General features: G+C 57.2%; 13 protein-coding genes. 6 read left to right on the top strand and 7 right to left on the bottom strand.

Features of this window, described 5'->3' with window-relative positions; all coding sequences use genetic code 11:
• The first annotated feature begins 19 nt into the window (after positions 1-19).
• Complete coding sequence (locus MT343_RS18835; protein WP_145467572.1) at positions 20-697, top strand: DUF4124 domain-containing protein; 678 nt, start codon at positions 20-22, stop codon at positions 695-697.
• A gap of 40 nt (positions 698-737) precedes the next feature.
• Here MT343_RS18835 and slmA read toward each other — a convergent pair whose 3' ends face one another.
• From slmA to coaBC, 5 genes are all read right to left on the bottom strand, one after another.
• Positions 738-1,358, bottom strand: coding sequence for a nucleoid occlusion factor SlmA (gene slmA, locus MT343_RS18830; RefSeq protein ID WP_145467573.1), 621 nt, complete (start codon positions 1,356-1,358; stop codon positions 738-740).
• Positions 1,359-1,368: 10 nt separating this feature from the next.
• Entirely contained in the window at positions 1,369-2,271 is a 903-nt protein-coding gene (gene argB, locus MT343_RS18825; RefSeq protein WP_145467576.1) for an acetylglutamate kinase, read from the bottom strand.
• A 132-nt stretch (positions 2,272-2,403) separates the two neighbouring features.
• Entirely contained in the window at positions 2,404-4,890 is a 2,487-nt protein-coding gene (locus tag MT343_RS18820) for a phosphomannomutase/phosphoglucomutase (RefSeq protein ID WP_145467578.1), read from the bottom strand.
• 75 nt (positions 4,891-4,965) lie between these two features.
• On the bottom strand, positions 4,966-5,421 hold the full coding sequence (gene dut / locus MT343_RS18815) for a dUTP diphosphatase (protein ID WP_222428499.1): 456 nt from the start codon (positions 5,419-5,421) through the stop codon (positions 4,966-4,968).
• Between the two features lie 16 nt (positions 5,422-5,437).
• Positions 5,438-6,664, bottom strand: a complete 1,227-nt coding sequence (gene coaBC, locus MT343_RS18810) for a bifunctional phosphopantothenoylcysteine decarboxylase/phosphopantothenate--cysteine ligase CoaBC (RefSeq protein ID WP_145467582.1) — start codon at positions 6,662-6,664, stop codon at positions 5,438-5,440.
• Between the two features lie 126 nt (positions 6,665-6,790).
• On the opposite strand from coaBC, the gene radC reads away from it, so the two are divergent.
• The 5 genes from radC to MT343_RS18785 all read left to right on the top strand — a co-directional run bounded on the left by radC (position 6,791) and on the right by MT343_RS18785 (position 9,922).
• Positions 6,791-7,465, top strand: coding sequence for a RadC family protein (radC, locus tag MT343_RS18805; RefSeq protein ID WP_145467584.1), 675 nt, complete (start codon positions 6,791-6,793; stop codon positions 7,463-7,465).
• Between the two features lie 185 nt (positions 7,466-7,650).
• Positions 7,651-7,887: a 50S ribosomal protein L28 gene (gene rpmB / locus MT343_RS18800; RefSeq protein WP_145467587.1), complete on the top strand. Its 237-nt coding sequence runs from the start codon at positions 7,651-7,653 to the stop codon at positions 7,885-7,887.
• Between the two features lie 11 nt (positions 7,888-7,898).
• Positions 7,899-8,057, top strand: coding sequence for a 50S ribosomal protein L33 (rpmG, locus tag MT343_RS18795; RefSeq protein ID WP_145467589.1), 159 nt, complete (start codon positions 7,899-7,901; stop codon positions 8,055-8,057).
• Positions 8,058-8,191: 134 nt separating this feature from the next.
• Complete coding sequence (mutM, locus tag MT343_RS18790) at positions 8,192-9,001, top strand: bifunctional DNA-formamidopyrimidine glycosylase/DNA-(apurinic or apyrimidinic site) lyase (RefSeq protein WP_145467591.1); 810 nt, start codon at positions 8,192-8,194, stop codon at positions 8,999-9,001.
• 93 nt (positions 9,002-9,094) lie between these two features.
• Positions 9,095-9,922 carry an outer membrane beta-barrel protein gene (locus tag MT343_RS18785; protein WP_145467593.1) on the top strand — a complete coding sequence of 276 codons (828 nt, stop codon included), beginning with the start codon at positions 9,095-9,097 and terminating at the stop codon, positions 9,920-9,922.
• A gap of 65 nt (positions 9,923-9,987) precedes the next feature.
• On the opposite strand, the gene elyC is transcribed toward MT343_RS18785, so the two are convergent.
• Together elyC and ggt are read right to left on the bottom strand one after the other, a co-directional pair.
• Positions 9,988-10,725: an envelope biogenesis factor ElyC gene (gene elyC, locus MT343_RS18780; protein ID WP_145467595.1), complete on the bottom strand. Its 738-nt coding sequence runs from the start codon at positions 10,723-10,725 to the stop codon at positions 9,988-9,990.
• 19 nt (positions 10,726-10,744) lie between these two features.
• Positions 10,745-12,511: a gamma-glutamyltransferase gene (gene ggt, locus MT343_RS18775; RefSeq protein WP_243989435.1), complete on the bottom strand. Its 1,767-nt coding sequence runs from the start codon at positions 12,509-12,511 to the stop codon at positions 10,745-10,747.
• Positions 12,512-12,593 lie beyond the last annotated feature (82 nt).

The following is a 12,593-nucleotide window of genomic DNA, read 5'->3' as shown; positions in this document are numbered from 1 at the left end:
CAAAAGGAGTGTTGTAACAATGAAGCCACTGGTTGGGCTGTTTGCCGTTGTTTGCTTACTGGCCTCGGGTTCAAGCTTTGCTAACAAGCTGTATCGTTTCACTGTCGATGGCCGTGTGGTGGTTAAAGATCATATTCCCACCGAGTACAGTCATCTGGGTTACGAAGTACTGAACAGCAGCGGCATGGTGGTGAAAACCGTTGCTCCGGCTCCGACGGCTGAAGAGCTGGCGCAGCGTCGCGCTGAAGAAGCTGCGAAAAAAGCCCGTCAGGATGCTATTACTGCCCAGCGCAAGCTGGATCTCGACTTACTGCGTCTGTATGCCAAGCCTTCGGATGTGGAACGTGCGCGGCAGCGCAAAGCCGATGAAATCGACTCCTACATTCAACTGCAACGCCGGCGCATTGTTGATCTGGAACAGAAGCTGGAAAAAGCCCAGGCGCAGGCGGCCAATATTGAGCGCCGTGGTCAGGAGGTTCCTGCCGATATGCGCCTTGAAATTGTGCAGTTGCAGAATGGTATCCGTGACAGCGAAGGTAACATCAAGGCGCGTCAGCAGGAAATGAAAGAGAGTACCCGCGATTTTGCTGAGCAATACGAGCGTGTGCGCATTCTGCAGGTTTACCCGGCCGGTACGCTGGATGATGATGTCGATCTGGATAAAGTCGACCGCGAGCTGGAAGGCAAAAAAGATTAAAAAAATCCCGGGCATGTCCCGGGATTTTTTTGCCTGCGGTTTACACCGTCAGGCTGGTAAGGTTTTTTTCGCGCAGCAACAGTGGTTGCAGCAGCTGCCACTGTTCGTCCCAGTACTGGGTCGGACGGGTGTCAAACTCGGTGCGTACATACTGGCGGATACGGCCTTCCAGTACGGCGGTGAGCAGATTGGCAGCCGCACTGATGGTCTGCAGAGGCACTTTGCCTTCGCGCATTTCGGCTTCACGCAGGATCTGTTTGAACTGCATTTCAATACGTTCAAAGAACTGCTGAATGCGCTGGCGCAGGCGTTCGGTTTCACCGGACAGTGCATCGCCGGATAACAGGCGGCACATGCCCGGATTCTTCTCGGCAAAGGTCAGTACCAGTGTCAGGGTCCGTTCGCAGCGCTGATCGGCCTGCTCAAAATCCTGCAGGATACGGCTGACCCGGGAGAACACCGCTTCTTCGATAAAGCTGATCAGGCCTTCGAACATCTTTGCCTTGGACGGGAAGTGGCGATACAACGCCGCTTCCGAAACGCCCACGGCTTTTGCCAGGCTGGCGGTGGTGATGCGGGCGCCGGGATTGGTTTCCAGCATATGCGCCAGCGCCTGCAGAATCTGATCGCGTCGTGACAGCTTGTCGGCGGTCTCAGTCATGTAACCTTCCTCAGCTGCGGCGGTTGGTGATCAGGGTACCAACACCTTCGTCGGTGAACAGTTCGAGTAAGGTTGAGTGAGCAACCCGGCCGTCGATGATATGGGCGCTGGTTACACCTGCGTGTACGGCATCCAGGGCGCACTGAATCTTCGGCAGCATGCCGCCATAGATGGTGCCGTCGGCGATCAGATCATCCACCTGTTTGGTGGACAGGCCGGTCAGTACCTTGCCTTCTTTATCCATCAGACCGGCAATATTGGTCAGCAGGATCAGTTTTTCGGCGCGTAATACTTCTGCCACTTTACCGGCTACCAGATCGGCGTTGATGTTGTAAGAAGCACCGTCTTCGCCAACACCGATTGGCGCAATCACCGGAATAAAGTCACTGTTGGTCAGCATATCCAGCACCTGGGTGTTGATGCGCGATACTTCGCCCACATGGCCGATATCGATGATTTCAGGTTTTTCCAGCTCTGGGGAGCTCTTGGTAACGTGCAGCTTTTTCGCGTGCAGCAGCTGGCCGTCTTTACCGGTCAGGCCAATGGCCTTGCCGCCGTTCTGGTTGATCAGGTTGACGATGTCTTTGTTCACCAGACCGCCGAGCACCATTTCCACCACGTCCATGGTTTCGCCGGTGGTGACGCGCATACCATTCACAAACTTACTTTCGATATTCAGTTTGTTGAGCAGGTCGCCGATCTGAGGGCCGCCGCCATGCACCACAATCGGGTTAATACCGATCAGTTTCAGCATCACCATATCGCGCGCAAAGCTGTTCTTCAGGTCTTCGTCGATCATGGCGTTGCCGCCGTATTTAACGACGATGGTTTTGCCGACGAAACGCTGCAGATAGGGCAAGGCTTCACTGAGAACTTTGGCGGTATTCATGGCGCTGTCACGCGACAATGGCATGGTCTGGCTCCTTGATGAGCGGATAAATAAGAAACGGTCGGGCAGGCTGCGGTATCGCTCAGCAGCCTGATGTACCGCGCCGCATTATAACGTTATACGGCGCGCCCCTGCCAACGGGAATTGACGTCTTTCTCAGAACGGAACCTTGAGTTCCGGCGCGTGGCGGGTAAGTGCCTGCTTCATTCGTTGCTGAATCCGGGCAATGGCTTCGGCATTGTTGCCGGCAAAGCGCAGGGTCAGCTTGGGCGTGGTATTGGACGGCCGGATCAGGCCCCAGCCCTCGGCAAACTCGATGCGCAGACCGTCGGTGCTGAATACCCGTGCGCCGGCAGTCAGTTCGCTGTCGGCGGAGAGCTCCTGCAGCAGGCTGAATTTGCGCACATCATCGCAGTCGATGGTGATCTCCGGCGTACTGACATCTTCCGGCAGGGCGGCAAACAGCTGATCCACCGGCAGATTTCTCTGGCTGATAATCTCCAGCAAACGGACGGCGGTATAGAGGCCATCGTCAAAGCCGTACCAGCGGTCCTGAATATAGAAGTGGCCGCTGAACTCACCGCCGACCACGGCGTTCAGTTCCTGCATCTTGCGCTTCATCAGCGAGTGGCCGGTTTTCCACATGGTCGGGCGGCCACCATGGCGGCTGATCAGTGAAGCCAGATGGCGCGAAGACTTCACGTCGTAGATGACATCGCGGCCGGGATTACGCGGCAGAATATCGTCAACCAGCAACATCAGCAGGCGGTCCGGCCAGATAATCTTGCCGTTATTATCAACCAGTGCCACGCGGTCGCCATCACCGTCAAACGCCAGGCCCAGATCGGCGTTATGAGCTTTAACCGCATCCTGTAACGCCTGCAGATTTTTTGGCTGGCTTGGGTCCGGGTGATGATTTGGGAAGCGGCCGTCGACGTCGCAGAACAGGCATTCGGCTTCCAGTCCGATCATGGCCATCAGTTTTTCGGCCAGAGGGCCGGCGATACCATTGCCGGCATCAATCACAATCTTCATGCTGCGGGCGAGCTGCACGTCGCCCTCGATACGCTGCAGATAGGTGTCTGCCAGCTCACGCTCTTCGGTCTGGCCCGACCCTTGTGGCAGGTCGCGGCGCATGATGCGGTGGTACAGCGCCATGAGTTCATCCTGCGCCAGGGTATGCTGGTCGATAACGATCTTCAGACCGTTAAACTCCGACGGATTATGGCTACCGGTCACGACTACACCGCACGGCGTATCCAGCTCATGGGTGGCGAAATAGAGCAGGCCGGTTGGCTGTGCGCCAAGGCGGATCACATGACAGCCGCTGTCATTCAGACCGAGCTGCAGTTGTGCTGCCAGCTGCGGGCTGGATTCCCGGCCATCCCAGGCAAGGCTGATTTTGCTGAAGCCGCGTTCCTGTACTTCAGCCCCCAGCGCGCGGCCGATCCAGTAGCAGGTATCTCCGGTCAGATCCTGACCGACGATGCCGCGGATGTCGTAAGCGCGGAAAATACCCTGCGCGACTTCGATCGGGTGCTCGTGTTCAACTTCTTCGACCATCAGTTCCGGCAGTGTCTGGCGTTTGGCGTTGCTGACGGTGGTGATTTTCTTTGGCTGTTCCAGGGCGATTTCCTGACGCTCGCGGCTGTTGCCATTCGCTTTGCCATTGTCGGTGACATCAGGGCGTACGGTATTGATCAGATGTTGCATACTGACCGCCAGTTCGTGGAACAGCGCCAGGGTAAATACCGGCTGCTCATCAATGCCTTTGCGGCTGAGGTTACGCACATAGGTCAGCAGCTTCAGCTGGTTGCGCAGAATGTCGCGCTTCTGCATGCCGACCAGCACAAACAGGCCGACAAAGGTCGCGGCCAGCACGATGAGCCAGGGCGTAGCCAGTGGCACCAGCTCAAGTTGCGGGCGCTCGTCAGAAGGAATGTAGGTCAGATACCAGTAATCATTAATTGGCTTGGTGACAATGGTGCCGGCGCGTTTGACTTCCTGGCCGATACGGAAAATTTCCAGACCACGGCTGCGGTCATTATCGACAAACTGGTTAACCACAATCTGTCCCATGGTCTGGCTGGTGCCGGACTGAAACTGCGACAGCCAGCCTGAGCCGTATTCGGCCAGTAACACGCCGGCGATCTGGTTTTGTTCATTGCGGATAGGTGAAGCCCAGTAGAAATGCAGGCTGCCATTGCGCTGTACGGCCTCAAGGCGCATATCGGCACCACTGAGAGTACGGCTGACCAGTTCCTGTACGGCATAACCGTGGCTGCTTTGCAGGCCCATCGCATCTTCCCGGCGGATCAGCTGCAATGAGGATACGCCGGATAAAAACTGGCGCAGGGTTGCCTTCCAGGCCGGATCGTTTTCTTCCAGTGCGCGTACGGTCAGCGGGTGGCGACTGGCAGCTGTCTGCAGGCGGCGGGTGTCCTGCAGGCGGGTACTGAGCGAGTGTGCCATCTGCTCGGCCATCGCATCGGCAAAGGCACGATCAACATCGGACTGGGTAAACAGGTTGACCTGAATACTCTGAAAAGAAAGCCCGCCGGCAATAAACAGCAGCGCCAGCCAGATGGTGAGGCGGCTGTAAAAGACGATGGTACGTTTGGGCGTGCGGGCTTTTGTTCTCATGTTGCTTCCTTTCGGCCGGGGCTGTGCACTACCCCTGATTTATTGTTGTATGAGGCAAGCAGATTGTGCGGCGCTTCAGCTGCGCCCGGAGTGGCCAAAACCGCCGGCGCCACGCTCGGTGGTTTCAAACTGCTCCACAATCTCGAATTCTGCCTGTACAACAGGCACCAGCACCAGCTGCGCCAGACGTTCGCCGACATCGATGGTGAAGCTGTCTTTGCCACGGTTCCAGCAGCTGACCATCAGCTCGCCCTGATAATCAGAGTCGATTAGACCAACCAGATTGCCAAGTACGATGCCGTGTTTATGGCCGAGGCCAGAGCGCGGCAGAATCATGGCAGCCAGACCCGGATCTTCAATATAGATTGCCAGACCGGTACGGATAAGCTGAGTTTCACCCGGATGCAGGGTCAGGGGCGCATCCAGACAGGCGCGCAGATCCAGTCCGGCGGAGCCGGTGGTAGCGTATTCCGGCAGTGGGATGCTGTTGCCCAGACGTTCATCCAGTACTTTTACCTGTAACTTTTGCATTGTCATTCTGTCCGCATTAAGAGATTTTTTGTGTCTGGGTCTGCTGATAGCGGTGTGCAATCAGCTCGACCAGTTCGCGCGCCAGCGCCTGCTTGCTCATCTGGGCAAAGCTCTGCTGGTTTTCTGCCCAGAAAACAGTGACGGCATTCTGGTCGCTGTTAAAGCCGATTTCGCTCGGGGAAACGTCATTGGCGACAATCATGTCGAGATTCTTACGCACCAGCTTATCGCGGGCGTAGACATCCACATCCTGGGTTTCTGCCGCAAAGCCCACGGTAAAGGGGCGCAGTTCGTGGGCGGCCACGGTGGCGACCACGTCGGGGTTTTTCACCAGCGTCAGTTCCATGCTGTCAGCTGATTTTTTGATCTTCTGGTGAGCGGCGGTCATCGGCCGGTAGTCGGCGACGGCGGCCGCGGCGATAAAAATATTGCAGCGACCAAGCATGGCCAGTGAAGCATCCAGCATATCGCGGGCGCTTTCGGTACGTACGCAGTTGACGCGTTCCGGTGCCGGAATCACCACCGGGCCGCTGATCAGCGTTACTCTGGCGCCGGCATCACGGGCGGCAGCGGCAATGGCGTAACCCATCTTGCCGGAACTGTGATTGGAGATATAGCGCACCGGGTCGATGGCTTCGCGGGTTGGACCGGCAGTGATAACGACTTCCAGCCCGGCCAGCAGACCGGTTTCAAACAGATCTGCGGCATGGGCGGCAATCTGCTCCGGCTCCAGCATGCGGCCGGGGCCGACATCTCCACAGGCCTGCACGCCTTCGGCGGGGCCAAACATATGCAGTTTGCTGCCTTTAAGGTCGGTCAGGCGGGCGATATTGGCCTGAGTAATAGGTTCGCGCCACATCGCCTGATTCATCGCCGGAGCCAGAGCTATTGGTGCCTCGGTTGCCAGGCAGATGGTGGTCAGCAGGTCATCGCCGGAACCCTGGGTCAGGCGGGCAATAAAGTTGGCCGATGCCGGGGCTACCAGCAGCAGGTCTGCCCACTTGGCCAGCTCGATATGGCCCATGCCGGCTTCGGCTTCCGGGTCGAGCAGAGCGTGATGTACCGGGTTACCGGATAAGGCCTGCAGGGTCAGGGGGGTGATGAATTCCATGGCGCCGGCGGTCATAACAACCCGCACTTCGGCTCCGGCTTTCTTCAGAATCCGCACCAGTTCGGCGGCTTTATAGGCGGCAATCCCACCGGTGATTCCGAGCAAAATACGCTTATTACAGAGTTGTTGCATGGCTGGTTTCACGCTGACTAGAATGAGCCTGAGTATATAAGGAAGCGTATGACAAGTCTGCAACGCAGCGGAGTGCGGTTGTCAGACTTATGACTCAGTAAATCACAGACCTGCAGGGAGGTAGGGATGGCAATATGTGACTGGCCCAGCGCTGAGCGGCCAAGGGAAAAACTGTTGGCTCAGGGCGCCGGCAGTTTGTCGGATGCCGAACTGTTGGCCATTTTTCTGCGTACCGGAGTAAAAGGCAAAAGTGCCGTCGATCTGGCGCGTGAGCTGCTGCAGGAATTCGGCAGTCTGCGCGCCCTGCTGACCGCCGATTTAACCGCATTCTGTAAACCGCTGGGCCTTGGCAGTGCCAAATATGCCCAGTTGCAGGCGGTGCTGGAAATGGCGCGGCGACACCTGGCGGAGCAACTGGCCCGTGGTGATGCCTTAACCAGTCCTGATCTGACCCGGCAGTATCTGCTGGCTCAGCTGCGTGACCGTGATCATGAAGTGTTTGCCTGTCTGTTGCTGGATAATCAGCACCGGGTACTGAAATACCACGAGCTGTTCCGCGGCACCATCGACGGCGCGGCGGTGTATCCGCGTGAAGTCGTTAAGCTGGCGCTGAGTCATGGCGCCGCCGCCGTGATACTGGCGCACAATCATCCGTCCGGTGTGGCCGAACCCAGTCACGCCGACCGGGCACTGACCGACCGCTTACAGCAGGCACTGGGGCTGGTGGATATCCGCGTGCTGGATCATCTGGTGGTGGGTGACGGGCACTGTGTATCCTTTGCCGAACGCGGCTGGATATAATTCGCGGGCGCGCCTGCCATTCGTATAAAAAATAAGCTTTCGCTTGCGACGGCCGGGGCGTTTTGGTATAAAGCGCAACTCTTTTCAGCCAGGGCCGTCGCGAATCAAGATTTTGATGACGAACGCCCACGGTTGGTAACGAATTTCCAATTTGTTCGATACAGTTAAAAATCGGGGCGAGATCAATGTCTAAGGTTTGCCAAGTTACAGGTAAAGGTCCTGTAACCGGGAATAACGTTTCCCACTCAAACATTAAAACCAAGCGCCGTTTTCTGCCTAACCTGCAACAGCACCGTTTCTGGGTAGAAAGCGAAAACCGTTTTGTGCGTCTGCGTATTTCTACCAAAGGTATGCGCATCATCGATAAGAAAGGTATCGATGCTGTTCTGGCAGAACTGCGTGCACGCGGCGAAAAAGTCTAAGGAGACCTGTTATGCCACGCGATAAGATCCGTTTAGTGTCTAGTGCCGGTACCGGTCACTTCTACACCACTGACAAAAACAAGCGCACCATGCCTGAGAAAATGGAGATCAAAAAATTTGATCCTGTGATCCGTCAGCACGTGATGTATAAAGAAGCCAAAATTAAGTAAGCTTCTTTCGCTTGAAAAGAACCCGGCCTGTGCCGGGTTTTTTTATGGCCGCCATCCTGGGGACTGTGCTTGCTTCGCCTCATCTTTCTCTCTTCTGGCATAATCGCGTTTTTACTCAGACGTCTGACATCCTTATGCCTGAACTACCTGAAGTCGAAACCACCAAGCGCGGTATTGAACCCTGGCTGCTGAATCAGCGTATTGAGCGTGTGGTGGTGCGCCAGCCACAGCTGCGCTGGCCGGTGGTGGATGAATTAAAACTGCTGGAAGGCCAGACCGTGCGTGGTCTGAGTCGCCGGGCGAAGTACATTCTGGTGGAGACCGATATCGGCACCGCCATCTGGCATCTGGGTATGTCGGGTTCGCTGCGTCTGGTCGAGCCCTCTGCGCCGGCTGGTAAACACGATCATATCGACTGGCAGCTGGGTAACGGCAAGGTGCTGCGTTACCACGATCCGCGCCGTTTTGGCGCCTTGCTGTGGATTGAGCCCGGAACCGACAGTGATCATTTAACCCACCTTGGGCCGGAACCTTTGTCGGGCGACTTTACTGCGGAGTACCTGTTCCGCCGTTCCCGTGGCAAAAGTCAGGCGATCAAAACCTTTGTGATGGACGGTAAGGTCGTGGTCGGCGTCGGTAATATTTACGCCAACGAGAGCCTGTTTCTGGCCGGTATTCGTCCGGCGACGGCAGCCGGGAAAATCAGCCTGGCGCGCTATGAGTGCCTGGTCAGCGAAATTAAACAGGTGCTGGCGCGGGCGATTGAACAGGGCGGCACGACTCTGCGTGATTTCGTTGGTGGCGATGGTAAGCCGGGTTATTTTGCCCAGCAGCTTTTTGTTTACGGCCGTGGGGGTGAACAATGCAAGGTGTGCAGCAGTGTGCTGAAAGAAATCCGTCAGGGGCAGCGGGCGACGGTTTATTGCCCGGTCTGCCAGCGTTAACCTGCTGCAAAGCCCATACCGCCAGCCGTGACGAGGCGCGCAGGTGCTGATATAGTCAGGCCTATTCGCATCTGCATCAAAAGAGGAAGAACAATGCAACTGATGGCGACCTTACGGACTTCGGTAAATATTGCTGTGGCCACCGCATTGCTTGGCATGAGTTCTCTTGCCAGCGCTGAACGGATTGAAGAAACCCCAAGCGCTGGTGCCATGGTGGCCGATGCGGTGTTGGCGCGTCCGTTGTATTTCGTATTATCTCAGGCCGGTGCATTGATTTACGGCGCCACACTGCCGTTTACCCTGCTCGGCGGCAATGCTGATCAGGCGGCGGAAACTCTGGTAGTAACGCCTTTACAGGCGGCTTTCGTGCGTTGTCTGGGCTGTGGCAAGGTTGAAAACGAAGTAGGCTCCCTGAACGAAGGTGACGGCAAACGTATCCGTCACTTCGTTATGCTCAGCGGTGGTGCTGCGCAGCTGGATACCGATGGAGAAACCGGTAACGGTGCCACTTATGGCTTGTATCTGGGTACTCATTTTGAGCTGACCGATAAGAGCCGTTTTGATGTGATGCTGGGGGCTAAGCGTCTGGCGGAAACAGAGATCAAAGCTTCGACCGGTACATTCAAAGATTCGGCAACCTCTTATCAGATCGTCAGCCGCTTTGGCCGTGAAGTCTTCGGCAATGTGGATCTGATGTTCAAATTGGGTGCCCATCACTGGTCGGCCGAGCGCAAGCTGAACACTGGCTCGAAGGGCGACACCTCCGGTAACGATTTCCTCTGGGGTGTAGGTCTGGATACAGGCTTGGGTGACAAGCTGCGTGTAGGTCTGGATTACACCAGCTACTCGATGGAAAACAAAGACGACGGCTATGACGCCGGTATCGATACGCTGGATCTGAACGTCAGCTACCTGTTCTGATCATCAGGTTGTGATAAAAAACGCCGGGCACTGCCCGGCGTTTTTGTTTCTGCTTTTTGTGCGGCTCAGATACTTTTCAGCCACTGCCAGAGCTGGCCAATGCCTTCGTACATGGCACGTTCGCTTTTCAGTGCTGCCCGCGCTTCAATCCGCCAGTCGCTGTTCTCGGTACTCAGACGTACCGCTGGCGCAGGTATTGGCTGCAGTCCCTGACGCTGAAAAAACACCAGCGCCCGCGGCAGGTGCGAGGCTTCGCTGACCAGAGCAAAGCTCTGCCCGGTCAGGAAGGGCGTCATCAGCTGTGCTTCTTCTTCGGTATCTCTGGCTTGCGGGAATGTGCGGATGCGCTCCGCAGCGATCCCCATGCTCAGTGCGATGTCACGCATAACCTCAGCATGGGGGCGGCTGTCGTTGCCGGCATAACCGGAGACAAACAGCTGCGCCTGCGGATTTGCAGCCAGAATGCGCAACCCTTCGCTCAGGCGGAACAGTGAGCTGGAACACAACTGCGCGGCTGGCGGCATGCTGTCATCACTGGCGTGACATCCGCCCAGTACGACTACAATGCTGACCGGTTGTCTGAGATCGAAGGCAGGGAAGTCATCTTCAAAAGGTGCCAGCCAGCGATCTGCAAACGGATGCCAGCTGGTCAGGGCAAGCCACAACGCGGCGACACTGATCAGCCCTTTGCCCAGCGCCGGACGGTGCTTAAGCAGTAACAGTCCGGCCAGCAGTGCGATCAGCGTCAGCGGAATGGGCATCAGCAGCATGCCGACGATTTTCTTCAGGGTGAACGCGATCATTGTGCTTGAGCAACCTTCTTCATGGCTTATGTTCCGGATTCACGACAGCGCTGCCGATGCCACGCGGGTCGGAGGCCGCCGTCACCTGCTGTTTGCGCTTATCCCATAGGATCGCCTGCATATTGCCGTACTGGCGTCCTGCGGTCTGCAGGCGGTGTCCCATACGGGTCAGGGCAACCTCCTGCTGCGCGCTGAAAGCGCCGGGTTCGTGTTGCAGTACATCCGGCAGATACTGATGATGAAAACGCGGGCGGCTGACCCAGTCACTTACCGCTTTGCCCTGCAGATGTTCCAGCGTGCCCAGCAGCACCATGCTGATAATACGGCTGCCGCCGGGGGTGCCGATAATCGCGGTTTGCTGCGGGCTGTTGATGATGGTCGGTGTCATGCTCGACAGTGGCCGCTTACCCGCGGCGATGGCGTTGGCTTCGTTACCGGTCAGGCCATAGGCGTTGGGTGCGCTTGGCTTGGCAGAGAAGTCGTCCATTTCGTTATTCAGCAGAATTCCTGTTCCGGCGGCGGTAAAGGCCGAGCCGAAGGGCAGGTTAATACTCAGCGTGGCCGAGACCATATTGCCGTCTTTATCCAGCACCGACAGATGGGTGGTGTGGAAGCCTTCGTTAAGGTTTTTTGGCCCGGCCAGATCAAGGCTCGGAGTGGCCTGTACCGGATCGATACTTTCGGCCCAGGCTTGTGCCCGTGCTTCGGATAACAATCCGGATACCGGTACATCGACAAAATCCGGGTCGCCGAGAAACTCGGCGCGGTCACGGTAGGCGCGGCGCATCACTTCGGTTAACAGGTGGGTCTGATCCACAGGCGTCATGGTCTGCCAGCTGAAATGACTGAGCATATTCAGCATCTGCACAATGGCGATACCGCCGGAGGATGGAGGTGGTGCGCTGATAACTTCCAGTGCACCGTAACGCACGTGTACCGGCTCGCGTTCGACCACGCGGTAATTGGCCAGGTCTGCGGCTGTCCACTCGCCGCCGTTGCTGTTCACCGCTGAAAGCAGACGCTGCGCAACCGGGCCTTTATAAAAACCATCGAAGCCATTATTGGCCAGCGCTTCCAGTGTCTGTGCCAGTTCGGGTTGCTGCAGTTCAAAGCCCGCAGCCGGAATGTCGTTGTCATCGAGAAACAGGCGTGCACTTTCTTCATAGCGGCGTACCGCCTGCAGACGGTAGCCCATCAGCATGCGGTAGTGCTCGTCCACCGCGAAGCCGTCGCGGGCCTGTTGAATGGCTGCACGCAGCGTTTTCTTTAACGACAGCTCGCCATAGCGTTCGCTGATATAGGCAAAGGCGGCGGCCTGGCCGGGAATGGCTGCAGCGGTTGCACCGTTGACCGCTTTGTCGCGGTTTACGCTGCCGTCGGCGTTCAGATAGTAGTCGCGATGGGCGGCAGCCGGGGCGGTCTCCCGGGCGTCGATAAAGCGGTACTGTGCTGTTTTGGCGTCGTACAGCAGCCAGAAGCCGCCGCCACCGATACCGGCACTGTAAGGCTCAACCACGCCCAGACTGGCGGCCACGGCAATGGCGGCATCAAAGGCGTTGCCACCCTGTTCCAGTACCGCCATACCGGCGGCGGTTGCCAGCGGGTGTGCACTGGCAATAGCGGCCTGGCCGGGAGCGCTGTTGTGGCTGCTGGCTGCGCTGGTGGGCGCGCTGCCGCGTTCGGCTCCGGCAGTGTTCTGTGGTGTACTGCAGGCGCTGAGTAACAGGGCAAACAGCAGTGGAATCAGGGTCAGCGGACGCGACGCAGTATGTAACATCGGGCGCATAAAAAAGGCCTCCTTGTGGGAGGCCTTAGTGTGTGGGAGGTCAGTCAGCGGTGCAACCGTCGTGGTGCAGGCTCCGCGTCTG

The sequence above is a fragment of the Venatorbacter sp. C2-1 genome, from assembly GCF_022832715.1.
Classification (GTDB): Bacteria; Pseudomonadota; Gammaproteobacteria; order Pseudomonadales; family Oceanobacteraceae; genus Venatoribacter; species Venatoribacter alkanivorans.
This window is presented reverse-complemented; position numbering and strand designations above follow the sequence as displayed.